The organism is Pradoshia sp. Z3_51, assembly GCF_058215915.1.
The window spans coordinates 666,594-692,929 of sequence record NZ_JBZAJC010000001.1 but is presented as its reverse complement, the minus strand read 5'-3'; the positions used below and the strand labels follow the sequence as shown (position 1 = coordinate 692,929).

The window sequence follows — 26,336 nt, the reverse complement described above, 5'->3', positions numbered from 1 at the left end:
TTTAGAGATGAATATCAGGCGAAAAATTGTTATCACTTTTATCAGCGTTACTGGTTTAAGTTTAATAGTAGCTGCTGTTCTCGCTTACAATCTGTATTCGAATGAAAAGCGCATTCAGGAAATAAATAAGAGTTCCTTAGAGATTGTACTACTAACAGATCAAATGAAAGTCAATGTTATTCAGGTGCAGCAGGTATTCAAAGGAATCAGTGCTACGAAAGGCTCGGACACGATTGATACTTATTCGTTGGCTGATACGTATGCAGAAGAATTTAAGAATCATGCCGAGGATTTAAAAAAACTGGGTGTATCATCCGGAAAATTGGATTCATTAGCAGATTCCTTTACCGAGTTTTATCAATCCGGGCAGCTAATGGCTGAGAGTTTCACAGAAAAGGGGATAGAAGCTGGTAATGAGCCTAAGGTGATCTTTACTCAATTTGAACAAACTATGGAACAGCAGCTTGGTGACTTACAGAAACAGGCTGTTGATGGAATTCATAAGGATATAAATCAATTGACAGAGCAGACGAGAAAGGCCTTAACGACTGCGTTAACGGTTTTTGTTATGAACCTAGCGATCGGCTACACCATGGTTTATAGAGTGACACGTCCGGTTACTCGGGGAATAGAGAAGTTATCTAAACAAGTCATGTTGATTGCCAAGGGAAATTTAACAGAACCAATTGTTGCAGAAACAAAGGATGAAATCGGCACACTTGCGAGTGGAATGGAACAAATGCGTACAGAGCTTGTGTACTTAATAGGTGCCATCAAGGAATCATCTGATAAAATCCATGCCAATACCGTTAAGATGGCAGAGGGTACTCAGCAAACCGGTGTGGCTGCTGATCAAATTGCCACCACTGTTTCGTATATCGCATCTGGAATTGATACTCAATCACATAAAGCTAACCATATCTTTGAGACAATGGTGAATATTACAAAACAGGTTGAAACAGGGACTTATTTTACAAAAGAAACATTGGGCAATGCAGAGGAATCATCACTTATAGCAAGGGATGGACAAGTGATGATTCTCGAAGGACTGCAGGTATTAGTAGCACTTGGTGACGATATTGCTCATGCCAACGAACAAGTGAAGCATTTAGGCGAACGAGCAAATGAAATTGAAAATATAATTCGGTTTATTACAGATATTTCGGCCCAAACGAACCTATTGGCTCTGAATGCAGCTATTGAAGCCGCAAGAGCGGGGGAGCAAGGGAGAGGCTTTGCAGTAGTGGCAGATGAAGTACGTAAGCTGGCCGAACAGACAAATAAAGCTACTGAAGAGATCAAGGATTTAATTAATAAAATTCAAAAAGACACATTTAACACGATGAACGTTATGGAAAATAATTTAAATCAGTTCCGTACTCAGGTTGAAACAGTGATGGAAGGCAGCAGTACACTGACAATCATAAATGAAAAGGTTGGGTATACAAAGAATCATTTAGAGAAATTAACTGAGTCCTTTCAAATGATTAATGAAGATGTTAAAAGAGTTGAGGGCATGATTGAAGAGACATCCACAACCATTCAGGAATCAGCGGCTTCTGCTGAAGAAGTTTCTGCATCCGCAGAGGAACAGAATGCGATGGTAAAAGAGACAGCAGAATATGCTAATGGACTTGCTCAAATTACAAATGAACTTATTGCTCTGACAGGGAAATTTAAAACTGAGAAATCAATGGAAGAATAATGGAAGGCCCTCATCACTGAAAAGTGATAGGGCTTTTTTGTAAGAAAGTACTATTTTCTCCAAGGCAATAACCAATAGGCTTTTTATTCATATACTGTTACTGACTTATGCAGATAGAAGGTGAACAGGATTGCTGAGGGCAAGAATTGGAAATCATCAGCGAGAATGGTTTGGAGAGCTGGAGCAATATTTCCATGATTTTCGCAAATACATTATAGGAAATGACAAAACGTTTTCAACCCCATACGGAGAAAAGCCGATTATATATGCGGACTGGACAGCAAGCGGAAGATTATATAAACCGATAGAGGATAAAATCACGAAGGAATTTGGACCGTTTATGGCAAATACCCATACGGAATCAAACCAAACCGGCTCATTCATGACGAATGCGTATCATCATGCAAAGAAAATCATAAAAGAGCATGTAAACGCTGATCCGGATGATGCGATTCTCCTTGATGGCTTTGGAATGACGTCGGTCATTAACAAATTTCAACGTATACTTGGCTTGCGCATACCAGAAAAATGGGAATCGAGGCTTGAACTAAAGCCTGAGGAAAGACCGGTTGTATTTATTACCCATCGGGAACATCATTCCAACCATACCTCCTGGCTTGAGACGATTTCCGATGTAGTTATCGTGGAACCTGATCAAAAAGGGAATGTCAGTCCGGAGCAATTAGAACGGCAGTTACAATCCTATTCAAACAGACCGTTGAAAATCGGTGCTTTTACCGCATGCTCCAATGTAACCGGACTCATTACTCCATATCATGAACTGGCAAGCGTGATGCATAAGCACGGTGGTATCTGTGTGATAGACTTTGCTGCATGCGCTCCATATGTAAATATCAATATGCATCCCGAGAATCCTGCAGAACAGCTGGATGCGATTTGTTTTTCTCCGCATAAATTCCTGGGCGGACCCGGTACGAGTGGTGTTTTAATTTTTAATAAAAATTTGTATCACAACCACATACCTGATCATCCTGGCGGCGGCACTGTCAATTGGACGGATCCGTGGGGAAACAAAAGCTATTATGAGGATATTGAAACGAGGGAGGACGGTGGAACACCAGGAATCCTGCAATGCATTCGAACAGCATTATGTATAAGGCTAAAGGAGGAAATGGGGGTAGACAATATGTTGGCAAGAGAGAAAGAATTGCTTTCCATCCTTCTTCCGGGATTGTTATCCATACCTGAAATTAAGGTTCTCGAACCAGAGAAAGAAGAACGATTGGGTATTATTTCATTTATGATTCCGGGGGTACACTATAATCTGATTGTTAAACTATTAAATGACCGGTTTGGAATTCAGGTACGGGGCGGATGTTCCTGTGCGGGAACGTATGGGCATTATTTATTGGGAATCTCCAAGGAGAGTTCCCAACAAATCATGGAATTGGTTGATCAGGGCAATTTAGAGGTTAAACCTGGATGGATTCGATTTTCCATTCATCCAACCATGACGAATGCGGAAGCCTACCAATTTATTTCAGCCATGAAATGGATTGTTGACCATTTCGAAGAGTGCCAGCAGGATTATGTGTATGATTCAAAAACGAATGATTATTTTTATTGTGATTACCAACGGGAAGATTTCGACTGGTTATTCTATGTATAGGATAAAAATAAGAAAAGGAATCAGGCTATTTAGATGAAATAGCCTGACTCCCGTTTAATCGCGATGTGTCTCATATTTATTTGCTTTAGTTAAGGAGCGCAATAGTTCCAGCTCTTCGGCTGCTAACGGTTTGCTGTTTATAGCCTTTATATTTTCAAGTAATTGTTTTTCGCTGCTTGCCCCAGGGATCACAGCAGCTACCGCTTTAGAAGAGAGGATATATTGTAAAGCCAGTTCATTCATGGAACGGCTCGCTATTTTTTCTTGAATGGATGGAAGCAGAGACTCTAGCTCCTCATATGTATAGTCCAAATATCCATTTTCACGGATAGAATCGGAAGCTTTATTTAACATTTCCTCTGTTAAAAGGCCTTTTGCTACAGGGCCTCTAGCAATGATGCTGATTTGATGCTCCTCCAGTAATGGCATCCATTCCTCCGGTCTTCGATCGAGAAGACTGTATTGCATCATGACCGATATGATGCTTGAGCGGTTTGCAAATTCCTTAATGACATTGGGACGGATGGAGGAAATGCCGTACTCACGTATATAGCCTTCTTTCTTTAATTCCTCAAATGCGGAAATGGTTTCATCCAAAGGATCGTCTATTGTACCGCCATGAAGCTGGTATAAATCGATATAATCGGTCTGTAAACGCTTTAGGCTATCCTTTACGGCCTGCTTAATATAGGTTCGCGAAGGGTCCCAGGACCATGAAGTTTTCTCGTCATTCCATCTGTTACCTGCCTTTGTAGCTAATATCAGGTTCTGTCGATATGGTTTTAACACCCTTCCGACCATTTCCTCATTAAGGCCAAAATCATACAAATCGGCTGTATCAAAATAGTTGATTCCGTGTTCGATAGCTGTCTCCAGTATTAGTCGGGCTTGTTTTTCGTCTTTGCCGAGAGACATGCATCCTAGTCCCATCTCCGTAACATATAAGTCAGATTCTCCAATTTGTCTCTTTTTCACAGGAAATCTCCTTTCGCTATTACAGTGTGTCTTTTCTTTATTGTAATGGAAGGAGTTAAATCCGTCATTTTATTTGCCGAGCGGCCTGCAGCCAGTCCGTAACATACACATATTGATTGCTATATTGCTTTAATTTCTCTTTTACTTCCCAAGCTTTTCCGCTCAAAATGATTTGATTGTCACTGATCCATATTTTCATAACGCACCCCTTTGGACATGCTATATGGTAAAATGTATGAACAGAGGAATGCTTTTTAGAACAAAAGGAGAGATTTAACGATGTACAAATATGAAGAGAAAACGATCAAATCAGAACCTATTTTTAAAGGAAGAATTTTAGATGTACGTGTGGATGAAGTGCTTCTTCCGAATGGAAAGACGTCGACCAGAGAATTAATTAAACATCCTGGAGCGGTCGCAGTGATTGCCGTTACAGATGAAAATAAGCTCGTGCTTGTTGAGCAATACCGTAAGCCGATGGAAAAAGCGTTAGTTGAAATTCCTGCCGGTAAATTGGATGCCGGTGAAGATCCAAGAGATTGTGTGGTTCGCGAGATGGAAGAGGAAACCGGATATGCCTGCGAGTCCATTGAACATATTATTTCCCTCTACACATCGCCTGGATTTGCAGATGAGATTGTACATATTTACCTGGCTAAGGGTCTTTCTAAAAAGGAAGATGCAAGAGGCCTTGATGAGGATGAATTCGTGGACTTGATGGAAGTCACATTAGAAGAGGCTTTGGAACTGATTAAAGAAGAGAGAATTCAGGATGCCAAAACAGCCTATGCGGTTCAATATTTACAGCTCCAAGAGGCACTGTCTAAATAAATGAAGACATATTACGCGGATTTTCATATTCATGTGGGGAGAACGAAATCTGGGAAGCCTGTCAAAATTACAGGAGCGCGGACCCTAACGATTTCAACTATTCTTGAATATGCTGCGACAAGAAAAGGACTCGATATGGTTGGGATCATCGACTGCCATGTTCCTGAGGTGATAGAAGAACTTGAGGGGCTCATGGCAAAAGGAGAGATGAAAGAACTCGAGGGCGGCGGTCTTCAACATAAAGACGGTACCGTTTTGATTCCTGGGAGTGAGATTGAAATCAATGATGCAAACTGCAAAGGGCCCATTCATGTGCTGGCTTATTTTCCTACTCTTGAAAAAATGAAGCTGTTTTCGGAATGGTTTGCAACGAGAGTTAAAAATAATACTCTCAGCTCTCAGCGTATTTATGAGAGTGCTACCGTATTGCAGAAAAAAGTAAAGGATTTGAGCGGGTTATTTATCCCTGCACATATTTTCACTCCCCATAAAAGTTTGTACGGCAGAGGGGTCTTAAAGAGCCTAAACGAGGTTCTGAATCCAGACTGGATTGACGCTGTTGAGCTGGGGCTCAGTGCTGATACGACAATGGCATCCAAGTTAAGCGAGCTGAACCGCTATCCCTTTTTAACAAATAGTGATGCACATTCGTTGCCAAAGCTGGCTCGTGAATATCAAAAACTGTTGCTGCAGGAGCCTAACTTTACCGAATGGCATAAAGCACTTCAACAAGAAGAAGGACGTGCCATTTTAGCTAATTACGGACTGAATCCGTATTTAGGTAAATACCATGAAACAGTTTGCGAGAATTGCGGCGAAACTCTAGCTGTGTATTCAGAGCGCTGTCCTTATTGCGGCTCTAATCAGGTGACACGTGGAGTAGCTGAACGTATCAATGATCTTGCAGATGCAGAGCTGGGAGATGTTCTGCAAGAGAGACCGCCTTATATTCATCATATCCCGCTTGAGTTTATTCCAGGGCTAGGACCGAGAACATTGGATAAATTAGTAGCTGGTTTTGGTTCAGAAATGGCTGTCATCCATGAAGCCAGCCTGGAGGAGCTAAAGGGGCTAGTTCCTGAAAAAATAGCCATGCTCATCTATCAGGCACGGGGTGGTACATTGTCTCTGCAAAAAGGCGGAGGCGGTATTTACGGGAAGATTATTACGGATTAATGGAGAAAAAGGGCAGTGAATAGCATTCACTGCCCTTTTTTCTATTTTACAAATCACTTCTGATTTTAGAGAAAATGCATGTATCACGAAGGGAGGTACCTGTAGAATCATAGCTGTCGTGTCTTAATGTCCCTTCAAGAGTGTAACCCAGTTTTTCAGGAATCCGTCTGGAGTTTATGTTTTTTGAATCACAGCGAATTTCCACCCGGTTAGCTAGTAATTTATCGAATGTGAAGTTCGTCAATAATTCAACAGCCTCTGTCATATATCCTTTTTTAGTGTAACGAGAATCCATCCAATATCCGATCTCGAACTTTCTTGTTTCCCAATTCATTCTATGTAGTCCGGTGGAACCAAGGAAAATATTATCTTCTTTTCTCATCACATATAGACGTATATCTTCTCTTAAAATAAACTCTGCCTGTGCTCTTCGTAAATTGTCCTCTGTCTCCTCTAATGTCTGATCTCGATTAGCCCAGGGCATCCAGGGTTTTAAATCTTCTTTTGAAGCCAATATGGCATCATGGACCATAGGCCCGTCTCCCGGCTTGCAAGAACGCAAATAAATTCGGCTTCCATCAAGTTTTTCTGGTATGTCCATCAGGATCGGATTCATGCCAATCTCCTCCTTTTATGTAAATTAAAGAGATTATATCATACTATTTAGACTAGTAAGAATTTATTTTTTACTAGAATACAATCTCTAGTAAATACATAGAATCTAGTAATGGAACCGGAGAGGAGAATTCCCCTGTGAAAAAATCGTATTATAAAAGAGCTTTGCTTTTTCATATTAAAGATCATTTATCTATTTTCATTTTTATTATGGTCCTATTCCTGATGGGAATCATTTTTGGGGCAATTATTGTCAACAGCTTATCTTTAACTCAGAAAGAGGACCTGTTTTATTATTTGTCTCAGTTCTTCGGAGAATTAAAGCAAGGGAAAGTCAGTGCAAGCAGTGAAATTTTCATCTATAGCTTTCAGGAGAATGCGAAGTTTATTATCTTAATGTGGATTCTTGGAATCTCGATTATCGGGTTACCAATGATTTTAATCCTTCTTTTTATAAAAGGAATCGTGATCGGCTTTACTGTCGGTTTTTTGGTTAGCCAAACAGGGTGGCAGGGCTTTATGCTTGCGTGTGTATCCATTTTACCTCAGAATATCATCCTTGTACCCGTAACCATTATCATGGCATCATGCGCCGTCATTATCTCCATTAAAATGATTAAACGCCAATTTTTAAAATCAAGCCGCGAAAAATTAAGGCCTTATTTTTTCCAGTATTCTCTGTTGCTTGGAATGGCCTTAGTGTCTTTTGTTGTTGCAGCCTTGATTGAATCCTTTTTATCACCGGGGCTAATGAAAGCTGTAATTGATAATATGAGTTAATAATAATTATTAGATAATAATCATTATTATAAGTTGTTTATAATTATTATATTTTACATGGACGTTTTTTTTGCTATACTATAAATGGTGATAGAAGGCCGGACTCATAATCCCTTTTTGCCTTCTTCTATAATATGATGATGAAATCCGGACAGATTCAGCGGCGAGGAGGAAAAGGGTTGGAATCTAGATTAGATCGAATAAAAAAGCAATTACATTCTTCAAGTTACAAGCTGACGCCGCAGCGAGAGGCCACGGTTAGAGTGTTGCTCGAGAATGAAGAAGACCATTTAAGTGCAGAGGATGTATATTTGCTCGTTAAAGAAAAAGCACCGGAAATCGGTTTGGCAACTGTATATAGAACGCTTGAATTGCTTACTGAGCTTAAAATAGTAGATAAAATTAATTTTGGTGATGGGGTATCCCGTTATGATTTGCGACAAGAGGGAGCAGCGCATTTTCATCACCATTTAGTCTGTATAGAATGTGGAGCAGTAGATGAAATTCTTGAAGATTTATTAGATGATGTAGAACCGATTGTTGAACAGAAATTCAGATTCAAAATTAAGGATCATCGCCTGACATTTCATGGGGTTTGCCATCGTTGCCAAGATAAAAAAGAAGAGCCGGAGACTGCAGGGTCCGGGAATAACCATGCAAGATAAGCCTTTCCGTTGTGGAAAGGTTTTATCTTTTACTCATAAAACGTGGATGATATGTATAAAACATGTCCAAACAGGCATAAATTGATAAAAAGGCCTGGAGGACTAGAGAATTATGAGAAATTTGATTAAATTATTTTGGCAAACAAGCAAGGTATTCATCATGTTTGTTGGCTTTACGATATTATTTTATTTTGCTATTGTTTGGTTTAATGAGGAATATGAAAATTATCATCGCTATGACGAGCCTAAGGGAACGGCTGTAAAGGTTTTTCAATCCATCAATGATGAAGAGGAGCCTGGATGGAGAGAAAGACTCTTTCTATTTTATTTAGATGGGGAGTAAATGAAAATGAAAGATCCATTGCAGGATTTTATCCATTATTTAACAATCGAAAAAGGGTTGGCTAAAAACACCCTCCTATCGTATAAACGAGATTTGGATTCCTATTATAAGTTTTTGAAAAATCAACAAATTGACAACTGGAAGGACGTTTCCCGTGTTCATATTGTCCAGTTCCTGGGTAAATTAAGGGATGATGGAAAATCGTCCAAAACGCTGGCACGCCATACAGCTTCCATTCGATCCTTCCATCAATTTTTATTAAGGGAACGTATTTCGGAAACAGATCCGTCTGTCTTGATTGAAAGCCCTCATACTGAGAAATCATTGCCAAAGGTTTTAAGCCAGGAGGAAACGGAGGCATTGCTGAATGCACCTAACCCAGCTGACGCTTTCGGCATACGGGATAAGGCTATTTTAGAGCTGCTCTATGCAACTGGTATGCGGGTTAGTGAATTAATAGAGTTAAATATTGATAATGTACATATAGAAATGGGATTTGTTCGCTGTATAGGGAAGGGAAATAAAGAGCGAATTATCCCGGTGGGGCAAATGGCTCTTGATTCGATTACCACCTACTTAACATCAGGTAGACCTAGATTGGTTAGCCAAAAGAATAAATCGGATGCTTTATTTTTGAATCATCACGGCGGACGTCTCAGCCGCCAAGGGTTATGGAAAATTATCAAGAAGCTTGCTGAGCAGGCGAATATTCAAAAGTCATTGACACCTCACACCCTTCGCCACTCATTTGCCACTCATTTACTAATGAATGGTGCGGATTTGCGGGCTGTTCAGGAGATGCTCGGACATGCTGATATCTCGACAACACAAATATATACACATGTCACGAATGTTCGTTTAAAGGATGTATACAGTAAGTTCCATCCCCGAGCTTAAAAGGGGATTCTCTAAGTTTAGGATAGTTACGGCGGCTTCCGGTAAGGTGCCGTCTTTATTTTTGAACACGTTTCTAAAAAGAAATAAGCAGTAGGTCTAAAGACTTTTTGAATATTGAGTGAATACCGAAAAATAAAACTATTAAAATTTGGTAAACTTAAATTGGCAACGTTTCCCCGGTGATGTAAAATAAAGAAGTCAGACCTCTGACGCCTGCAACTTTTGACCCGTAAATTCTACTGAAATTTATGGAAGATTACAGGCGTTGAGAAAGGGTAACCTACATATAAAAGAAGCTGGAGGTTTCAGGTATGAAATTTAAGCGAGTATTTTTAACTGTAATGGATTCTGTTGGGATTGGTGAAGCGCCTGATGCAGAGAAATTTGGCGATAAAGGTTCGGATACACTTGGACATATAGCTGAAAAAATGAATGGGTTGAACATGCCTGTCATGGGTAAATTAGGCTTGTCAAACATCAGAGAAATTAAAGGGATTCAAAAGGCAGTCAAGCCAATGGCTTATTATACAAAAATGCAAGAGGCATCCAATGGGAAAGATACGATGACTGGCCACTGGGAAATCATGGGGCTGCGCATTGATACACCGTTCCGTGTATTTCCGGATGGATTTCCGCCGGAATTAATTCAGGAGCTGGAAGAAAAGAGCGGCAGAAAAATTATTGGGAATAAACCGGCGAGCGGTACAGAAATCCTAGTAGAATTGGGAGAAGAACACGTAAAAACCGGAGCATTAATCGTGTACACTTCTGCTGACTCCGTTCTGCAAATTGCAGCTCATGAGGATGTAGTACCTCTTGAAGAGCTCTATCGTATCTGTGAAATTGCCAGAGAAATGACTCTTCGTGAAGAATATATGGTAGGCAGAATTATTGCTCGCCCATTCGTTGGAGAGCCTGGTGATTTCAAACGTACGCCAAATCGCCATGATTATGCGTTAAAACCATTTGGACGCACGGTAATGAATGAGTTGAAGGATAGTAACTTTGATGTAATCTCCATTGGGAAAATTGCTGATATCTACGATGGCGAGGGCGTAACAAAAGCGCTTCGCACAACAAGTAATATGGATGGAATGGATAAGCAGGTCCAAACATTGGACATGGACTTTACTGGTCTAAGCTTCCTGAACCTTGTTGATTTTGATGCTGTATTTGGCCACAGACGCGATCCTATTGGGTACGGTAAAGCATTAGAAGAGTACGATGGAAGATTGCAGGAAGTACTGGATAAAATGAAGGAAGACGATCTGCTAATTATTACAGCAGACCATGGTAATGATCCGGTTCATCCTGGAACAGACCATACGAGAGAATATGTTCCTTTACTTGTATACTCCAAACAATTTAAAGAAGGTAAAGAACTGCCGATCCGCAGTACATTTGCGGACATTGGTGCAACCGTTGCTGATAACTTCGGTGTGAAAATGCCTGAGCATGGAGTAAGCTTCCTTAAGGAACTAAATTAAAAGGAGAGAACAGAATGTTTGAAAAAGTAAATGAAGCAGCAGCGCATATTTTAGAGGTATCCGGTCAAAAGCCGGAACTAGGATTGATTCTTGGTTCAGGGTTGGGAGTATTGGCTGATGAAATTGAAAATGCCACTGTAATCCCATACAGTGAAATACCTCATTTCCCAGTTTCTACTGTTGAAGGACATGCCGGCCAACTTGTTGTTGGAACGCTGGCAGGCAAAACAGTAGCGGCTATGCAGGGGCGTTTCCACTATTATGAAGGATATTCCATGCAAGAAGTTACATTCCCGGTACGTGTTATGAAGGCAATGGGAATGACGCATATACTTGTAACAAATGCAGCAGGCGGAGTAAATGAAAGCTTCAAGCCTGGTGATTTGATGATTATCACAGATCATATTAATTACATGGGCGCACACCCATTAATTGGACCGAATCACAGTGAGTTTGGACCAAGATTCCCTGATATGACAAGTGCTTATACAAAATCATTAGTGGAATTGGCAGAACAAGTTGCTTCTAAACAAAATATTGCGATTCAAAAAGGTGTTTACATTGGATTTACAGGTCCTACTTATGAAACACCAGCAGAAGTAAGAATGGCACGTATTTTAGGCGGAGATGCAGTGGGAATGTCAACAGTTCCTGAAGTTATCGTTGCTGCTCATGGAGGCATGAAGGTACTCGGTATTTCATGCATTACAAACATGGCTGCTGGAATCCTGGATCAGCCTTTGGCACATGACGAGGTAATTGAAACGACTGAAAAAGTAAAATCTACGTTCTTGAACTTAGTGAAATCAATCGTATCAGAAATGAAAATTGAAGCGTAAGTAAGTTTTAACAGGAGGCTGTCTAATAGTTTTTATTAGATAGCCTCTATTTTTTTACGGTTAATAGTAGGAGTAAGATGCCATGCGTAATGACATGCTAGGGTAAAATGAATAAATAATTCGCTTTTGCCTGATATAAATTGCTCTAGTGTCCAAATTTGGTTCAATTACTGTGTAAATCGTTCGTTCAAATGCTTAATGATCGCACAATAGCCATGCTAATCGCTTAAGAGTCTTACATGATCGCTCAATCACCGGAATTCCCGCTCAATTAACCTCATTTTCCGCTAATTGCTTTACCGTTCGCTCAATAAATTGAAATATCGCTCAATTCATCGAACTATTGCTATAAAATTTCGCTCAATTGTTTATAGGTTGCCTGTTATATAGATGAAATTTAAATACTGATTATAAAAAGCAGACTGAAAAGTCTTCACTTTAACCAATTCCCTTTAAAAATAAGGATGTTTTTATGATTTACAGGCTCAAATTTCTCTCCTCTCGAGTTTTGCTCGATAATTTAATTTCAGAACATCTAATGTTAGTTAATTTGGTTCCTACTAACACAGAAATAGCTAGAGTTCCCTTTGAAATTAAGACTGCATATTTAAAATCTTCATTCAAATTAGTTAGGTCCTCATCAGGAAATATAATTTTATCTGAGATAAGATTCTGGACTGTATAAAAGTGGTGTTGTTGGTAAAACTGGAATTTATCATGAGTAGGAGGTCTGTCCATGAAACGGTATGTTTCAGCTTTATTAGTAGTAGTGTTCACTTTAAGTATGTCTGTACCATCATTTGCAGCCGAAAAAACAAAAACGGCGGAATTAGATTTAGCACCTAAAACGAAGTCAGCAATACTGATAGAAAAGGATACGGGTTCTGTCATATATGATAAAAATAAAGATGAGCGGCTGTCTCCCGCCAGCATGACGAAGATTATGACTATGCTGTTAATCATGGAGGCATTAGATCAAAAGCGTATAACGATGGAAGATAAAGTTCGAACAAGTGAATATGCTGCCTCAATGGGTGGTTCGCAAATATTCCTTGAACCAGGTGAGGAAATGACAGTTGAGCAAATGCTTAGAGGAATTGCGATTGGTTCAGGGAATGATGCCTCCGTTGCCATGGCTGAAAAAATTGCTGGAAGCGAAGAGGAATTCGTGAAAAGAATGAATGCCAAAGTGCAGGAATTGGGATTGAAGAACACTAAATTTCAAAATTGTACGGGACTGCCGACAACTGATCATTACAGTTCAGCATTTGATATGGCGACTATAGCAAAAGAGTTACTAAAGCATGAGGAAATCACAAATTTTACGAGTTTATATGAATCTTACTTACGTGAGGATTCAGATAAAAAATTCTGGCTTGTGAATACGAACAAACTGGTGAAATTTTACCCAGGTGTGGACGGATTAAAAACAGGTTTTACACATCAAGCAGGATATTGCTTAACCGCAACAGCTAAAAAAGATAATTTACGAGTCATTGCAGTTGTATTTGGAGCTGAGAATCCAAAGGAACGAAATTCTCAAATTACAAAAATGCTGGATTATGCCTTTGCTAATTATCAATCACGTCCGGTCTATAAGAAAGAACAGCCTCTTGCACTTTTGAAAATTGAAAAAGGTCAACAGAAGAAAGTAAGTCTGGTCACAAACGATTCAGTTTCTCTTTTAAATAAAAAAGGGGAAGACAATGTGAATATCCGTCCGAATATCGTACTGAAAAAAGATGTACAGGCCCCAATCAAAAAAGGGGATCAGCTTGGTGTCTTAAAAATGATGAGAGACGACAAAGTAATTTCAGAAACCCCTCTTATTGCATCAAAAGATGTAAAACGAGCAAGCTGGTTTGATTTATTTAAGCGTTCTTTCGGCATGTTTACCCATACCGGCGACGAATAAGCATTGGTATGCGAAATTAAACGAATAGAAAGAGAATATCACTAGTTTTGTCTTTAAGAAGGAATTGAAGTGGAGCTTGGCGAAAATCACCACTATACTTTCTTTGAAGGGGGCAAAGGTACTGTGAGTCTAGAAATTGATATGAAGACGATTGAGGATATATTATGTATTCGCCTGAAGGGAGAATTGGATCATCATACGGCGGAGGATTTAAAGAACAAGGCATCTCAATTAATAGAAACTGGTGGCATTCGCCATATCATTTTAAATTTGGGCGAGTTGAGTTTTATGGATAGCTCCGGTCTTGGGGTGATCTTAGGCAGATATAAACAAATTCAGCAATTTGAAGGGGAAATGATTGTTTGTGCCATCTCGCCTTCTGTTCATAGGTTATTTGAGATGTCCGGAATGTTTAAAATTCTTCGTCTTGAATCTTCAGAGGAAGCAGCTATACAGGGATTGGGGGTAGCGTAAATGAAAAACGAAATGGCTATAGAATTTTCTGCATTGAGTCAAAACGAATCATTTGCACGGATTACGGTGGCAGCTTTCATCGCGCAATTGGATCCTACACTTGATGAGTTAACCGAAATTAAAACGGTTGTATCGGAGGCGGTCACCAACGCGATTATCCATGGATATGAGGGAGATGCCAAGGGCAAAATCTATATCACTGCGATATTGGATCTTGAGGAAGAAAGAGTGGAACTGACAATCCGGGATAATGGCATTGGAATCAGAGATATCGATGAAGCAAGGCAGCCTTTGTATACAACAAAGCCAGAATTGGAAAGGTCCGGTATGGGCTTTACCATAATGGAGAACTTTATGGATGAGATTTATATCGATTCATCCAGAGGTGAAGGAACAGAGGTAAGGCTTATGAAAAATCTTTCCAAAAGCAAAGCTTTATGTAATTAAGGAGACTAATACAATGGATGTGGAAGTCAAAAAGGGTAAAAAGACCGCCCAGCTTAAGGACGAAGAGGTAAAAACACTTATACTTCAAAGCCAGCAAGGTGACCAATTAGCTAGAGACGAAATCATCCAGAAAAACATGAGGCTTGTATGGTCAGTTGTACAAAGATTTCTTAACAGAGGATATGAACCAGATGACTTATTTCAAATAGGGTGTATTGGTTTATTGAAATCTGTAGATAAATTTGATTTATCCTATAATGTTAAATTTTCAACCTATGCAGTTCCCATGATTATTGGAGAGATTCAGCGTTTCATTCGTGATGACGGCACGGTAAAAGTCAGTCGTTCATTGAAGGAAATGTCCAACAAAATCAGAAGAGCGAAGGATGAATTATCTAAGCACTTCGGACGGACGCCAACCATTACAGAAATCAGTGAGTATTTGGATTTATCACCTGAGGAAATCATTATGGCACAGGAGGCAAGCCGATCGCCTTCTTCAATCCATGAAACGGTTTATGAGAATGACGGCGATCCGATTACCTTGCTAGACCAAATAGCAGATAGTTCAGAGACAAAGTGGTTTGAAAAAATTGCTTTGAAAGAGGCAATCGCCTTATTGGATGAACGAGAGAAATTAATTGTTTATTTACGGTATTATAAGGATCAAACGCAGACGGAGGTTGCAGAGAGGCTAGGAATCTCCCAGGTACAAGTATCTAGATTAGAAAAAAAGATTTTAAATCAAATGAAAGACCGTATGGACTAGAGTGCTGGTTCGTACGGTTTTTTTTTGCGATTGAATGTATCTCTCTATAAACTAATTTATGATTTTTGGTATGGTTCCTGATTTTTCTAACCATACTATAAATACATGTGAATTTAGGAAATGGGGATGAAAATATTCATGGAGGAATGTGTTTATATCCGTTTAAAATATCGGGCGAAAGTTTTGCCGAACCATCCGATAAGACTTTCGGATATTGCCAATATAATTGGGACAGACGAAGTAAAAGAAAAGGTTGGAAGTTTAGTTCTGGGTGAATTTTCGAAGAATAAAAATGTTTTTATTCTGGATGTAACGGTTGTTCTCCAAGCAATTTTTCAGCATTTTCCCGAAATGAAAATGGACACCTATGGCCCATCGCAAACAATTGTAGAGGTAGAACGTAAAACGAAGAAAGTATCGAACCTTTTGTTTATTCTTGTGTGGATTGTCCTTTTTATAGGGGCTGGCTTTGCGATTATGAATTTTCATGAGGATGTCAGTATGAGGGAGCTGCATGAACGTCTCTATTATATGATTACCGGTAAGCATTCTGCAAATCCACTTGTATTTCAAATACCCTATTCATTTGGACTCGGAATTGGGATGATTTTGTTCTTTAATCATATTTTCACAAAAAGATTAAATGATGAACCAAGTCCAATGGAAGTAGAGATGTTTAACTATCAGCAGGATTTAGATCAATACATCATTATGAATGAAAACAAACATTCGATTACTTCCGTAAAAGATGACTGAGTTCGTTTTTGTGCTGATAGTTGGATTCTCAGGTGGGGTATCGGTCGGAGCCGGATATGTGGCTTTCCTGACTGTCCTTAATATTATACCAAGGCTTACACAGCTTACGAAGGTTAAATCTGTTCATTATTTTGAAAGTGCGGTTATACTCGGAGCAATAGGTGGGACCATATCCAGCTTATGGGACTTTTCATTGGGATTAACTCCGATACTCCTATCAATCATGGGCATATTTAGCGGCGTTTTTAACGGGATGCTAGCAGCAGCTTTGACAGAGGTTTTAAATGTCTTTCCGATCTTGGCAAAAAGAATCGGAATGCAGGAGCGGATTCTATATATTCTGATGGCGCTTGTTCTCGGGAAAATAATGGGCTCACTATTTCAGTGGATTGTTTATAATCAATAAAAGTCATAGGGCGGTGAAAGAGTTGAAAGGGAAGCGAAATATCATCATTATCACAGATGGAGACGAATATGCGAAAAGAACGATCGAACATGTAGCAAAAGAAATCGGCGGTCGCTGCATTTCATCCTCCTATGGAAATCCAACAAAAATGGGCGGAGCTGAACTGATTAAACTCATTAAATCTGCAGCCCATGACCCGGTGTTGGTTATGTTTGATGACAGTGGTCTGGTCGGAGAAGGGGCTGGTGAGCAGTTAATGAAATATGTTGCGGAACACCCTGATATCAATCTTCTTGGAATTCTTGCCGTTGCTTCAAAAACGAAACAGGAAGAATGGACAAAAGTAGATGTCTGTATTGATCGCGAAGGGAATCTTACCGGATTTGGCGTTGATAAATTTGGAATACCAGAAATGGATGTTAAACGAATTAATGGAGATACAGTCTATAGTATCGATTCTATTCATGCACCTATTGTTGTCGGTATTGGTGATATAGGCAAAATGTCTAAATATGATGATATTGCTAAAGGCAGTCCCATAACACTTAGTGCTGTAAAACTGATTCTCGAAAGGAGTGGATACCATGCAGGCCAATCAAAAGGAGAAAACACCCATATCGAGTGACATACAGGCCGTAAAGCAATACATGGAGAAAAATGTGGGTCTTGGAGTAAGTTTTGATTTAGGAGTAAGAGAAATCCTGATTCGCGATACAATGATGCAAATGTATTATGTTAATGGTTTGTGTGATACCAGTTTTATCATAGAGATTTTAGAGACATTGACTGATATTAATGAACAAGAAGACAATGCCTTGGATGTCCCTATCTATGACCTGGTTAAAAATCGGCTAGTACAACAATCTGTCGAGGTTGTTCAAACGATGGATGAAATGGTAGATCAGGTATTGTCAGGCTTGATTTCCATTATTGTTGCAGGCAGCGGAAAAGCTCTGATCGTAGATGTGAGGAGTTATCCGGGGAGACAGCCCCAGGAACCGGATACAGAGAGGATCACAAGAGGAGCAAGGGACGGTTATGTTGAAAATATTATTATTAACACTGCCTTAACACGCAGGAGAATTCGCGATGAACGTTTGCGATTCGAAATTATGCGTGTTGGAGAACGCTCCAAAACAGATATTGCGATTGGATATATTGATGGGGTAGCTAATCCGAAGCTCGTTAATATCATTCGGGATGAACTGAAATCAATTGAAATTGATGGATTGACGATGGCCGAAAAAACGGTTGAGGAATATTTGGTCAATCAAGGGTATAATCCTTATCCAATGGTTCGCTATACCGAGCGGGCAGATGTAGGAGCCAACCATTTACTCGAAGGGCATGTCCTTATTTATGTAGATACGTCGCCAAGTATCATGATTACACCGACGACCTTTTTCCATCATGTCCAGCATGCAGAGGAATACAGACAGGCAGCTTCAGTGGGCACCATTCTTAGATGGTTCCGTTTTCTCGGTATTTTTGCTTCTCTTTTTATATTGCCATTATGGTTATTATTTGTATTGGAACCCCATTTGCTACCAGAAACTATGAAGTTTATTGGTCCGCAGGATGATGCACATGTTCATATTCTATTACAGATTGCTGTAGCGGAGGTTGGAATTGAACTGCTCAGAATTGCTTCGATACATACACCTGCTCCTTTATCATCAGCCATGGGACTTATTGCTGCCGTCCTAATTGGTCAAATAGCCATTGATGTTGGTTGGATGGTACCTGAGGTATTACTATATGTAGCCATTGCATCGATTGGCAGTTTTGCCACTCCAAGCTTGGAGCTCGGCTTGGCCAATAAATATATGCGGTACCTGATTTTAATTTTTACTGCTTTGTTCCATGTACCCGGGTACATGGTTGCCAATACGCTCTTCGTTTTTTTCCTAACCAGATTAAATACGTTATCTACACCTTATTTATGGCCGTTTATCCCATTTGCACCTAAAGCGCTTTCGAATATTATTATCAGAAGGCCGGTGCCTGGCAGACATTTAAGACCGCGGATTTTACATCCGGTGGATCGTACAAAATAATTCATTTTGAATTAGGGTATTAGTGTGATAAAGTAGTTATACTATTCAAAAAATAGACAGCATTAATGGCTGTCTATTTTTGTTATAACGTCAAGGAGGAGTTTACATGCACTTTTATGGGACAGGAAAAATGAGTGAACATGGCCATTTAGAAATAGGGGGAGTAGATACTGTTTCTCTTGCAGAGCAATATGGCACTCCCTTATACATATATGATGTGGCTTTAATTAGAGAACGGGCAAGAATGTTCAGAGATACGTTTGGCAGGCTGGGTGTTGATGCTCAGGTGGCCTATGCGAGCAAAGCTTTTTCTTCCATAGCGATGTTTCAGCTTGCTATGGAAGAAGGGCTATCTTTGGATGTAGTTTCTGCAGGCGAATTGTATACAGCCCTCCAGGCCGGATTTCCGGTTGAACGGATTCATTTACATGGAAATAATAAAAGTGTTGATGAATTAGAAATGGCGCTTGAAGCGGGGGTTGGCTGTATCGTAATTGATAATTTTCACGAGATTGCTATTTTAGAAGAGCTGTGCAAAATGAAAGGTAAACGATGCTCCATACTTTTACGGGTAACTCCTGGAATTGAAGCGCATACTCATGATTATATTCTAACAGGACAAGAGGATTCTAAATTTGGATTTGATCTATGGAATGGCCAGGCGGAACAAGCTCTGCAAATTGTACTGCGGAGCGAGTATTTTGACGTACTGGGTATACACTGCCATATTGGTTCACAAATATTTGAAACAACCGGATTTATTTTGGCCGCTAAAAAGATTAGTGAACAAATTGCGAATTGGAATCAAACATATGGATTTTCACCAAAGGTTTTAAATTTAGGTGGTGGTTTTGGAATCCGTTATACAGAAGAGGATGAGCCTATTCCTGTCTCTCGCTATGTAGAAGAAATTGTGAGTGAAGTAAAATCCGATTTTGAAGAAGCTGGTCTGTCTATGCCGGGAATCTGGATTGAACCAGGGCGCTCATTGGTGGGGGATGCCGGAACAACCATTTACGAAATTGGATCAAGTAAGCATGTGCCGGGAACTCGTAAATATTGGGCGGTTGATGGAGGAATGAGTGATAATATTCGTCCTGCTCTCTATCAGGCAAATTATGAAGCTGCTCTTGCCAATCGCCTGAATGATGAAGTATTTGAAGAAGTAGCCATAGCAGGGAAGTGCTGTGAAAGCGGGGATATGTTAATTTGGGATCTTCCGCTGCCTAAGGTTAAGCCTGGGGATCTGCTGGCGGTCTTTTGTACAGGTGCATATGGTTACTCAATGTCCAATAACTACAACAGGCTCCGTCGTCCTGCGGTTGTGTTTGTAGAAAATGGGGAATCGCGTCTTGTTGTGAAAAGAGAGAGTCTTGAAGATCTAATAAAAAATGACCTGCCATTATATGAATAAATAATTAGAGGCTGCCATTTCCGGCAGCCTCTAATTGTATTAGGAGAATAAGGATTTAATTGCGTCGATTAGACTTACAAAAAATGCTTTTAATTTATCAAGGAAGGATTGCCCTTCTTCTGATTGAAGATAATTGGTCACTTTATCTTTAGCGGCATTTATTTGCTCTCCAACTTTGTTCCAGTCAATTCCTAGATCCTGAAGCTTGTTAAATAAATCGATTAGGCTCTGGATCTGTTGCTCCGTTAACGTGATGCCAAGCTGCTCTGCTGCCTTTTCGATGATGCTGCGCAAATCAGCATCATTTTGAGGCGGGTTAACAGCGATCTCTTCTTTAATGGACTCAACCAGTGATGTAGCTTCATCTGTACCGATTTGGTCACCTAGTTTGGCTGTTTCAACCATTTCTTCATTGGCGGCTTGTTTTTGTTCCTCAGATATTTTGGTGTCTGTTGTCACTTCGTATGCTTTAATTAAGCCCGTTAAGGCAGCTGTACCGGAAACTTCAAAAGGAGCCGTAACATAAATCTCTGCATCTTTTATACCGGCAGTTGCCAAGGCGTTTTTATACATATCTTCTGTTACCCAATTGATATTTTTCGTTTTGACCGTAATCCCGGAACCTTTGGCAGCAATCGTAATGGATGAAGAGGAGATTGCTTTTGTTCCAATCAGTCTGCTTGCAATTTTACCATCCAAGTATTTATGCTCTTCTGAATTAGAAACTGTTACAATCTCTACATCCTTTGGAGCGTCCATTTCAGCTAACAATAATTTTTTTTGTTCCTGAGTCAGGTTTTCGCCAAGTGTAACGACCATGTCGCCTCTTTGCATATCAGCCAAAGCTACACTTGGGATGAGAAAACTAACTGCCAACAAAACTGACATTAATTTTAAAAGCTGTTTTTTCATTGTGATAACCTCCCGTACCAGTTAGACGTAAAAAAATGATAAAAGTTTCATTTTTTTATGTAGTTATAGTAATCTAGGCAAACAAATTGCCAATTGTGTTAACTCTGTCATATTATAATGGAATTGGAAGATTGTCTATTCTTTCTTGCGTTCTTTTACAGTTATTTCTATCCATTTTGGCTATATTGTATAGGGTACGAATCGTTAGAATTGTATATATAAAGCCTTTTTGGGATAAAATGTATGTCTGTTGTCTAGCATGGCAAAGAAAGGACTTTGCATTTGTGTCAGTTGAATTCATTGTTAAAAACTAGTATGATAAGAAAGATTATTAAATACCATTCTATTATTCTCATTTAATGAGGGATCAAACATGTTAATTAGATACAAGAAGAGCTTTGAAAAAATCGCAATGGGTTTATTATCTTTTATGCCTGATGAAAAAGATTTAAAGAAGCTCCAGAATACTGTTAAATCATATGAAACAGAATCAGACAGGCAACTATATCTTTGGAAACAAGATGAGGACATTATAGGTCTGATCGGGGTAGATTTGGATGGAAAGACGGTTACGGTAACCGATTTATCCGTTAATCCCTCTCATAGGGGTCTGGGAGTTGGCCATGAAATGGTAAACTGTCTGATTGAATTATATGAGGGATACGAAATTATTTCCAGAGATATAACAGCGGAGTTTATTTCAAAATGTCTGGATTGTGAAGCCGATAATAAAGCATGAAAATAGAGAAACCCTTATTTAAGAGGGTTTCTCTATTTATTTTTGCTGCGCTTTTGAAGTTGCTTGAATCGTTCCTGAATGACATCTGTACGATCACGGGTAGAATGCCTATTCACTAATAATGGATCAGTAAGATTGCTGCTGCAATTCCATGAATATCCATATTCTTTGCAAATGGTTTGGCAGGCCGCGAGCAAATCTGGATCTTCAATTGGCAAAAATGGACTTTTGTATGGTTCATTGTTTTTTAACCTATGTATGGAGTCAGTCAGTAATTGGAGTAAACCATTTGAATCCATACCTAATTGATTCATTTCTTCGGTATGTTTGTTTAAAATTTGCTTTGATTTTTGTAAGGTGCGAATAGCTCCTGATTCATTATTTCTGCGGTAATGATACATACCGACGGCCAGCTGGATAAATCCGACCCATACAGATTCTCGATCTAACGGGAGATGTTTTTTCCAGTACTCTTCAAGTATTTCATGGCATTCAAAATAATCTCTGCTTCCATGAAATTCGGCTAAGTACTGAATGAACTCAATTGGGTAGTTCATTTGGTTATTGTCACCTCAATATCTCTCTATGATTATAGATAAATATACATGAACGAACATGGATAAGAAAAGAATAAGGATTTTAAATGGTGAGAAGAGCGGGATTATCTAGCTGATAACAATAGAAACAGGCTACCTAGTCGACAGCCTGTTCCTTAGATTCACCATTTAATTAACACCAAGCTACTCCAACAATTACGAGTAGAATGAATAACACTACGATTAGCGCAAATCCGCTACCGTAACCTCCAACTGCGCCATCTCCCATTTGTGAATCCTCCTCTTTGGATCTTTTCTTTACATTGTCATACTATGTAATCCATACTGGAATGTATGGGCTTTTGCCCACCTTTTAGAAAATCAATTTGTTCATTCTATTGGAAAGAAGCTTGAGTTAAATTATACTTAAACTAGTTGAAATAAGTAGGAGTGCCTATAAAGAGATGAGTTATAAAATAAAGATAGATGCATTTGAAGGTCCACTCGATTTATTACTGCATCTAATAAATCGATTAGAAATAGATATTTATGATATTCCTGTTTCTGAAATCACCGAACAATATGTTGCCTATATCCACACCATGAAGGAGCTGGAACTGGATATAGCCAGTGAATATTTAGTCATGGCGGCAACACTTTTAGCTATTAAAAGTAAAATGCTCCTACCCAAACATGAAGAGGAATGGGATGAGGAAGAGGATGAATTCTTGATGAGTGACGATCCTCGTGAAGAATTAGTTACACAGCTGCTTGAATATAAAAAATATAAAGAGGCGGCTGATGAGTTTAAAAATATGGAAGCTGAAAGGGCGTTATTATTTACTAAACCTCCGATTGATTTATCGCCATATACGGAAGATGTAAAAACGGAACGCCATGACTTAGATGTCAGCCTTTATGATATGCTGAGCGCCTTTCAAAAATTAATGAGACGAAAAAAATTAAGAAAACCGTTACAAACTCGAATTACACGTCAGGAAATTACGATAGATAAACGGATTCAGGAAATAAAGGATTATCTTAAGGAAAAAAGAGAAAAGGTCTTATTTACCTCTCTCTTTAACACAGAGGAAAAAGAGCAGTTAGTTGTCACCTTTCTTGCTGTCCTGGAATTGATGAAGCAAAATGAAATTCAGGTGGAACAAACAAATAACTTCGAGGAAATTTTCATAGAATGGAAGCAGGAGGATTTTACAATTGGATATTGTTAATTGGAAATCAATATTGGAAGCACTACTTTTTGCGGCAGGTGATGAAGGGTTATCTCTTGAGCAAATTTCATCCGTATTGGAAGTGACAGAAGAAGAGGCAAAAGATGCGTTATATGATCTTAAAGAGCTGTATCAAAATGAAGATCGGGGAATCTGTGTTGTTGAATTGGCCGGTGTCTACCAATTGGCGACAAAAAAAGTGCATGCCCCCTATTTGAAAAAGCTTGTTGAAACACCTTCGGCAAACACACTATCGCAGGCTTCCTTGGAAACATTGGCGATTATCGCCTATAAACAGCCTATAACCAGAATTGAGATTGAGGCTATCCGCGGTGTCAAAACGGAACGTCCTTTACAAACCTTAATGGCCAAGGCTTTAATTCAGGAAACAGGTCGTGCGGAAGGGGCGGGAAGGCCCTATTTATACGGAACGACCAAGGAGTTTTTGGATTACTTCGGTTTAAAATCTTTGGACGAGCTGCCGGCGCTACAGGATGACACAGATGATGGATTTAATGACGAGGAAGCAGATTTGTTTTTTCATAAATTCCAAGAGATGGAATAAGGAGGATGAAGCTTGAAAATCTTGTCTTGTATAGGATATGAGTTAGAAAAGGAAAAACCCAATTCACCTGAGGATTTTTTCAATCGTTCAACCGTGACATACAAGCAAAATGGAAAAATAAAAGAATTTCAGGTTATTTATCTTCGGTATTTTGAAGAAGTTTTGTTAGAACAAGAGGGTGAGTGGGTGTCCGAGGTTCAGGAATTACTGACAGGATATACGTTAAAAGATATTATTGCCCTCCTTTGTTTGTTGCAAAATTCGCATTTTCATGCAAGGAAACGGGTATATATAAATTCTGAGGCGATCTTTTTAACTATTTTCAAGGATTTACCATATGCCCAGATAAAAGAAATTTTAAATAAAATGCAGAAAAATCCAGAAGTTTGAGCTTGAATTGTCGTATAATAATGTAAAATATTCCTCCCTGAACGTTAATCAACAATAAAAAGTAGGTTGAATATGGTAAACTATTTAGTAACTGAGCTTAAAAGATACGATTATGGCCAGGGAAGGTTAAGAGTTTGTTTGTCCTATTAGAAAGTAAATGAACACAAGGAATAGTGGAGTTTTACATGATCAAAGGGTTTGAATTTTTAAGGGAGGGTTCCGGTTGGGTAATACATTAGTGAAGAGCCAGTTGGAGGATGTAACAACATTTTTGGAGCAAACAGTACAAACTCTCGAGATTTACATGAATGAAATGACAATTGAACGTTTGATGGAGGAAAAAAGCGGCGATGAGCTCTATTATAAGGGCTTGTTTTCAACAATCCGTAAGCTGCTGGTTTATTGTGAAGAAGGCTTAGAGGCTTGCAGGATTGTCCTTAAAAACGAACCATTTAATAAAGGTGCTGCAGAGCGAGTTCTTTACCGCGTATATCATAAATGTATTGAAGAATATTTTGCTCCAAAAAGTGATTTATGGTTTGAGGACAGCCGTTCAGCGTATACAGGGCGCAATTGTATAAAATTCCGTGAAGAAGCACCAGAAAGCTTGAAAAGCCTGATTACAAAACTGGAATTTGATGTTCAAAAAATCAGAGAAGAACTTGAATACTATGAAACCGATTATCGAACAAAGATGGTTCAATCAAATTAACAGGATATGAAGTGCGATTACGTATAGTGTAATCGCATTTTTATTTGGGTTTATTTTTAATTGGAAAGTCATACCTATTTCATTGAAAAAATAAGAATTAAGTCAACCTCCTTTTGAATATTGTTGTATGACGGGGAGGTTGATGAATATGAATCCTTTTAAAAAGTATTGGGAAGAGGTAGATAAATGGAAGACTGCGATTGTTGAATGGGCAACCAATCAAGAGGAGTCATTTCGAAGCTTGATCATGGAGCGGGTTGATAATCTCACGGCCCTTTTAAACAGCATGAAAAATAAAACTCCATCCCAACATGAGCTAATAAAGCTTCAAAATATGATGGAGGAGCTGGATGAATCTGTTCAAAAGGCACATAATGGCGATTCATATGTACCGCCTGGAAGACATGCCTTGCCGCCATTGCCATACTCCTATGATGCTTTGGAGCCCTTTATAGACCGGGAGATTATGAAATTGCATCATACTATTCATCATCAGACATATGTAGATGGTCTGAATAAAGCCGAAACTAAAATGAAAGAAGCCCGCGATAAAGATGATTATGACCTTTTAAAGCATTGGGAAAGAGAAGCTGCTTTTCACGGATCAGGACATTATTTGCACACTATATTTTGGTACAATATGAAGCCTGATGGCGGTGGGGAACCAACAGGTGAATTAATGAACTTTATTAAAAGAGATTTTGGCAGCTTCACAAAATTTAAAAAGGAATTTACCGAAGCTGCTAAAAAGGTTGAGGGTGTAGGCTGGGCGATTTTAGTTTGGTCCAACCGAGCCCATCGGCTGGAAATTTTACAATCTGAACGGCATATGATTCTGACGCAATGGGATACAATCCCTTTATTAGTATTGGATGTTTGGGAGCACGCGTATTATTTACAATACAAGACTGACCGTCCGGCTTATATAAACAACTGGTGGAATTTGGTTAATTGGAACAATGTTAGCGAACGATTTGAACAGGCACGGAAAATTGGCTGGAAAATATATAAGAAATAAAAGTACGTTCAAATACGCCAGGTTTATTTTTGAAGGTTGACCAAGACTTTG

General features: G+C 39.2%; 31 protein-coding genes. 25 read left to right on the top strand and 6 right to left on the bottom strand.

Annotation, left to right across the window (positions count from 1 at the left end; translation table 11 throughout):
- Positions 1–7 precede the first annotated feature (7 nt).
- Together AC4BHA_RS03290 and AC4BHA_RS03285 are read left to right on the top strand one after the other, a co-directional pair.
- Positions 8–1,705, top strand: a complete 1,698-nt coding sequence (locus tag AC4BHA_RS03290; RefSeq protein WP_490558141.1) for a methyl-accepting chemotaxis protein — start codon at positions 8–10, stop codon at positions 1,703–1,705.
- A gap of 130 nt (positions 1,706–1,835) precedes the next feature.
- Entirely contained in the window at positions 1,836–3,335 is a 1,500-nt protein-coding gene (locus tag AC4BHA_RS03285; protein ID WP_490558140.1) for an aminotransferase class V-fold PLP-dependent enzyme, read from the top strand.
- Positions 3,336–3,389: 54 nt separating this feature from the next.
- Here the strand turns inward: AC4BHA_RS03285 and AC4BHA_RS03280 are convergent, their stop codons facing one another.
- Together AC4BHA_RS03280 and mciZ are read right to left on the bottom strand one after the other, a co-directional pair.
- The gene (locus AC4BHA_RS03280; protein WP_490558139.1) at positions 3,390–4,310 is read right to left on the bottom strand and encodes an aldo/keto reductase; all 921 of its coding nucleotides are present in this window, start codon (positions 4,308–4,310) and stop codon (positions 3,390–3,392) included.
- Between the two features lie 64 nt (positions 4,311–4,374).
- Complete coding sequence (mciZ, locus tag AC4BHA_RS03275) at positions 4,375–4,509, bottom strand: Z-ring formation inhibitor MciZ (protein WP_077248152.1); 135 nt, start codon at positions 4,507–4,509, stop codon at positions 4,375–4,377.
- An 80-nt stretch (positions 4,510–4,589) separates the two neighbouring features.
- Here mciZ and AC4BHA_RS03270 point away from each other — a divergent pair, with 80 nt between their 5' ends.
- Both AC4BHA_RS03270 and AC4BHA_RS03265 read left to right on the top strand, forming a co-directional pair.
- Positions 4,590–5,141: an NUDIX domain-containing protein gene (locus tag AC4BHA_RS03270; protein ID WP_139891700.1), complete on the top strand. Its 552-nt coding sequence runs from the start codon at positions 4,590–4,592 to the stop codon at positions 5,139–5,141.
- Positions 5,142–6,317 (top strand): endonuclease Q family protein, encoded by a 1,176-nt coding sequence (locus tag AC4BHA_RS03265; RefSeq protein WP_140461618.1) that lies wholly within the window; start codon positions 5,142–5,144, stop codon positions 6,315–6,317.
- Positions 6,318–6,363: 46 nt separating this feature from the next.
- Here the strand turns inward: AC4BHA_RS03265 and AC4BHA_RS03260 are convergent, their stop codons facing one another.
- Complete coding sequence (locus AC4BHA_RS03260; RefSeq protein ID WP_066107671.1) at positions 6,364–6,933, bottom strand: GNAT family N-acetyltransferase; 570 nt, start codon at positions 6,931–6,933, stop codon at positions 6,364–6,366.
- A 137-nt stretch (positions 6,934–7,070) separates the two neighbouring features.
- Between AC4BHA_RS03260 and spoIIM the strand changes: the two genes are divergently transcribed.
- The 15 genes from spoIIM to lysA all read left to right on the top strand — a co-directional run bounded on the left by spoIIM (position 7,071) and on the right by lysA (position 20,181).
- Positions 7,071–7,712, top strand: coding sequence for a stage II sporulation protein M (gene spoIIM / locus AC4BHA_RS03255; protein ID WP_066107668.1), 642 nt, complete (start codon positions 7,071–7,073; stop codon positions 7,710–7,712).
- Between the two features lie 179 nt (positions 7,713–7,891).
- Positions 7,892–8,377, top strand: a complete 486-nt coding sequence (gene fur, locus AC4BHA_RS03250) for a ferric iron uptake transcriptional regulator (RefSeq protein ID WP_066107665.1) — start codon at positions 7,892–7,894, stop codon at positions 8,375–8,377.
- 112 nt (positions 8,378–8,489) lie between these two features.
- On the top strand, positions 8,490–8,720 hold the full coding sequence (locus AC4BHA_RS03245) for a YqzK family protein (protein ID WP_066107661.1): 231 nt from the start codon (positions 8,490–8,492) through the stop codon (positions 8,718–8,720).
- A 6-nt stretch (positions 8,721–8,726) separates the two neighbouring features.
- Complete coding sequence (gene xerD / locus AC4BHA_RS03240) at positions 8,727–9,617, top strand: site-specific tyrosine recombinase XerD (RefSeq protein ID WP_066107858.1); 891 nt, start codon at positions 8,727–8,729, stop codon at positions 9,615–9,617.
- A 311-nt stretch (positions 9,618–9,928) separates the two neighbouring features.
- Positions 9,929–11,104 (top strand): phosphopentomutase, encoded by a 1,176-nt coding sequence (deoB, locus tag AC4BHA_RS03235; RefSeq protein ID WP_066107658.1) that lies wholly within the window; start codon positions 9,929–9,931, stop codon positions 11,102–11,104.
- A gap of 14 nt (positions 11,105–11,118) precedes the next feature.
- The gene (locus AC4BHA_RS03230; protein WP_139891702.1) at positions 11,119–11,943 is read left to right on the top strand and encodes a purine-nucleoside phosphorylase; all 825 of its coding nucleotides are present in this window, start codon (positions 11,119–11,121) and stop codon (positions 11,941–11,943) included.
- A gap of 736 nt (positions 11,944–12,679) precedes the next feature.
- Positions 12,680–13,858, top strand: a complete 1,179-nt coding sequence (locus AC4BHA_RS03225; RefSeq protein WP_066107653.1) for a D-alanyl-D-alanine carboxypeptidase family protein — start codon at positions 12,680–12,682, stop codon at positions 13,856–13,858.
- A gap of 123 nt (positions 13,859–13,981) precedes the next feature.
- On the top strand, positions 13,982–14,332 hold the full coding sequence (gene spoIIAA, locus AC4BHA_RS03220; RefSeq protein ID WP_066107855.1) for an anti-sigma F factor antagonist: 351 nt from the start codon (positions 13,982–13,984) through the stop codon (positions 14,330–14,332).
- Complete coding sequence (gene spoIIAB, locus AC4BHA_RS03215) at positions 14,333–14,779, top strand: anti-sigma F factor (RefSeq protein ID WP_066107650.1); 447 nt, start codon at positions 14,333–14,335, stop codon at positions 14,777–14,779. It abuts the gene before it with no gap.
- A 13-nt stretch (positions 14,780–14,792) separates the two neighbouring features.
- Positions 14,793–15,548, top strand: coding sequence for an RNA polymerase sporulation sigma factor SigF (gene sigF / locus AC4BHA_RS03210; RefSeq protein WP_066107647.1), 756 nt, complete (start codon positions 14,793–14,795; stop codon positions 15,546–15,548).
- Positions 15,549–15,686: 138 nt separating this feature from the next.
- A complete protein-coding gene (locus tag AC4BHA_RS03205; protein WP_066107645.1) occupies positions 15,687–16,304 on the top strand; it encodes a stage V sporulation protein AA in 618 nt (205 codons plus the stop codon).
- 10 nt (positions 16,305–16,314) lie between these two features.
- Positions 16,315–16,710 (top strand): stage V sporulation protein AB, encoded by a 396-nt coding sequence (locus AC4BHA_RS03200; RefSeq protein ID WP_308810534.1) that lies wholly within the window; start codon positions 16,315–16,317, stop codon positions 16,708–16,710.
- A gap of 22 nt (positions 16,711–16,732) precedes the next feature.
- Positions 16,733–17,335 carry a stage V sporulation protein SpoVABEA gene (spoVAEA, locus tag AC4BHA_RS03195; protein ID WP_066107642.1) on the top strand — a complete coding sequence of 201 codons (603 nt, stop codon included), beginning with the start codon at positions 16,733–16,735 and terminating at the stop codon, positions 17,333–17,335.
- On the top strand, positions 17,295–18,767 hold the full coding sequence (locus tag AC4BHA_RS03190) for a spore germination protein (RefSeq protein ID WP_490558138.1): 1,473 nt from the start codon (positions 17,295–17,297) through the stop codon (positions 18,765–18,767). Before spoVAEA ends, AC4BHA_RS03190 begins: the two co-directional genes overlap by 41 nt.
- Positions 18,768–18,873: 106 nt before the next feature.
- The gene (gene lysA, locus AC4BHA_RS03185; RefSeq protein WP_490558137.1) at positions 18,874–20,181 is read left to right on the top strand and encodes a diaminopimelate decarboxylase; all 1,308 of its coding nucleotides are present in this window, start codon (positions 18,874–18,876) and stop codon (positions 20,179–20,181) included.
- Positions 20,182–20,220: 39 nt separating this feature from the next.
- Here the strand turns inward: lysA and AC4BHA_RS03180 are convergent, their stop codons facing one another.
- Positions 20,221–21,093, bottom strand: coding sequence for a DUF1002 domain-containing protein (locus AC4BHA_RS03180; protein ID WP_066107633.1), 873 nt, complete (start codon positions 21,091–21,093; stop codon positions 20,221–20,223).
- A gap of 373 nt (positions 21,094–21,466) precedes the next feature.
- Between AC4BHA_RS03180 and AC4BHA_RS03175 the strand changes: the two genes are divergently transcribed.
- On the top strand, positions 21,467–21,832 hold the full coding sequence (locus tag AC4BHA_RS03175; RefSeq protein WP_066107629.1) for a GNAT family N-acetyltransferase: 366 nt from the start codon (positions 21,467–21,469) through the stop codon (positions 21,830–21,832).
- A gap of 32 nt (positions 21,833–21,864) precedes the next feature.
- On the opposite strand, the gene AC4BHA_RS03170 is transcribed toward AC4BHA_RS03175, so the two are convergent.
- Positions 21,865–22,389, bottom strand: a complete 525-nt coding sequence (locus AC4BHA_RS03170; protein ID WP_490551305.1) for a DUF309 domain-containing protein — start codon at positions 22,387–22,389, stop codon at positions 21,865–21,867.
- A 172-nt stretch (positions 22,390–22,561) separates the two neighbouring features.
- A complete protein-coding gene (locus AC4BHA_RS03165) occupies positions 22,562–22,657 on the bottom strand; it encodes a YjcZ family sporulation protein (protein WP_066107625.1) in 96 nt (31 codons plus the stop codon).
- Between the two features lie 175 nt (positions 22,658–22,832).
- Here AC4BHA_RS03165 and AC4BHA_RS03160 point away from each other — a divergent pair, with 175 nt between their 5' ends.
- From AC4BHA_RS03160 to AC4BHA_RS03140, 5 genes are all read left to right on the top strand, one after another.
- Positions 22,833–23,600, top strand: a complete 768-nt coding sequence (locus AC4BHA_RS03160) for a segregation/condensation protein A (RefSeq protein WP_140461613.1) — start codon at positions 22,833–22,835, stop codon at positions 23,598–23,600.
- Positions 23,587–24,165 carry an SMC-Scp complex subunit ScpB gene (gene scpB / locus AC4BHA_RS03155; RefSeq protein WP_140461612.1) on the top strand — a complete coding sequence of 193 codons (579 nt, stop codon included), beginning with the start codon at positions 23,587–23,589 and terminating at the stop codon, positions 24,163–24,165. The genes AC4BHA_RS03160 and scpB overlap by 14 nt, the downstream gene beginning before the upstream one ends.
- A gap of 12 nt (positions 24,166–24,177) precedes the next feature.
- Positions 24,178–24,555 carry a hypothetical protein gene (locus tag AC4BHA_RS03150; protein WP_140461611.1) on the top strand — a complete coding sequence of 126 codons (378 nt, stop codon included), beginning with the start codon at positions 24,178–24,180 and terminating at the stop codon, positions 24,553–24,555.
- 223 nt (positions 24,556–24,778) lie between these two features.
- On the top strand, positions 24,779–25,267 hold the full coding sequence (locus AC4BHA_RS03145) for a DUF3907 family protein (protein WP_066107615.1): 489 nt from the start codon (positions 24,779–24,781) through the stop codon (positions 25,265–25,267).
- A 148-nt stretch (positions 25,268–25,415) separates the two neighbouring features.
- The gene (locus tag AC4BHA_RS03140; protein ID WP_490558136.1) at positions 25,416–26,285 is read left to right on the top strand and encodes a superoxide dismutase; all 870 of its coding nucleotides are present in this window, start codon (positions 25,416–25,418) and stop codon (positions 26,283–26,285) included.
- Positions 26,286–26,336 lie beyond the last annotated feature (51 nt).

What these genes read in the sequence shown, in the direction of transcription:
- AC4BHA_RS03290 (WP_490558141.1), top strand. Translation starts at nt 8, where the DNA reads ATGAATATCAGGCGAAAAATTGTTATCACTTTTATCAGCGTTACTGGT.
- mciZ (WP_077248152.1), bottom strand. Translation starts at nt 4,509, where the DNA reads ATGAAAATATGGATCAGTGACAATCAAATCATTTTGAGCGGAAAAGCT.
- AC4BHA_RS03270 (WP_139891700.1), top strand. Translation starts at nt 4,590, where the DNA reads ATGTACAAATATGAAGAGAAAACGATCAAATCAGAACCTATTTTTAAA.
- AC4BHA_RS03265 (WP_140461618.1), top strand. Translation starts at nt 5,142, where the DNA reads ATGAAGACATATTACGCGGATTTTCATATTCATGTGGGGAGAACGAAA.
- AC4BHA_RS03260 (WP_066107671.1), bottom strand. Translation starts at nt 6,933, where the DNA reads ATGAATCCGATCCTGATGGACATACCAGAAAAACTTGATGGAAGCCGA.
- AC4BHA_RS03245 (WP_066107661.1), top strand. Translation starts at nt 8,490, where the DNA reads ATGAGAAATTTGATTAAATTATTTTGGCAAACAAGCAAGGTATTCATC.
- xerD (WP_066107858.1), top strand. Translation starts at nt 8,727, where the DNA reads ATGAAAGATCCATTGCAGGATTTTATCCATTATTTAACAATCGAAAAA.
- deoB (WP_066107658.1), top strand. Translation starts at nt 9,929, where the DNA reads ATGAAATTTAAGCGAGTATTTTTAACTGTAATGGATTCTGTTGGGATT.
- AC4BHA_RS03230 (WP_139891702.1), top strand. Translation starts at nt 11,119, where the DNA reads ATGTTTGAAAAAGTAAATGAAGCAGCAGCGCATATTTTAGAGGTATCC.
- AC4BHA_RS03225 (WP_066107653.1), top strand. Translation starts at nt 12,680, where the DNA reads ATGAAACGGTATGTTTCAGCTTTATTAGTAGTAGTGTTCACTTTAAGT.
- spoIIAB (WP_066107650.1), top strand. Translation starts at nt 14,333, where the DNA reads ATGAAAAACGAAATGGCTATAGAATTTTCTGCATTGAGTCAAAACGAA.
- sigF (WP_066107647.1), top strand. Translation starts at nt 14,793, where the DNA reads ATGGATGTGGAAGTCAAAAAGGGTAAAAAGACCGCCCAGCTTAAGGAC.
- AC4BHA_RS03205 (WP_066107645.1), top strand. Translation starts at nt 15,687, where the DNA reads ATGGAGGAATGTGTTTATATCCGTTTAAAATATCGGGCGAAAGTTTTG.
- AC4BHA_RS03190 (WP_490558138.1), top strand. Translation starts at nt 17,295, where the DNA reads ATGCAGGCCAATCAAAAGGAGAAAACACCCATATCGAGTGACATACAG.
- lysA (WP_490558137.1), top strand. Translation starts at nt 18,874, where the DNA reads ATGCACTTTTATGGGACAGGAAAAATGAGTGAACATGGCCATTTAGAA.
- AC4BHA_RS03180 (WP_066107633.1), bottom strand. Translation starts at nt 21,093, where the DNA reads ATGAAAAAACAGCTTTTAAAATTAATGTCAGTTTTGTTGGCAGTTAGT.
- AC4BHA_RS03175 (WP_066107629.1), top strand. Translation starts at nt 21,467, where the DNA reads ATGTTAATTAGATACAAGAAGAGCTTTGAAAAAATCGCAATGGGTTTA.
- AC4BHA_RS03170 (WP_490551305.1), bottom strand. Translation starts at nt 22,389, where the DNA reads ATGAACTACCCAATTGAGTTCATTCAGTACTTAGCCGAATTTCATGGA.
- AC4BHA_RS03165 (WP_066107625.1), bottom strand. Translation starts at nt 22,657, where the DNA reads ATGGGAGATGGCGCAGTTGGAGGTTACGGTAGCGGATTTGCGCTAATC.
- AC4BHA_RS03160 (WP_140461613.1), top strand. Translation starts at nt 22,833, where the DNA reads ATGAGTTATAAAATAAAGATAGATGCATTTGAAGGTCCACTCGATTTA.
- AC4BHA_RS03140 (WP_490558136.1), top strand. Translation starts at nt 25,416, where the DNA reads ATGAATCCTTTTAAAAAGTATTGGGAAGAGGTAGATAAATGGAAGACT.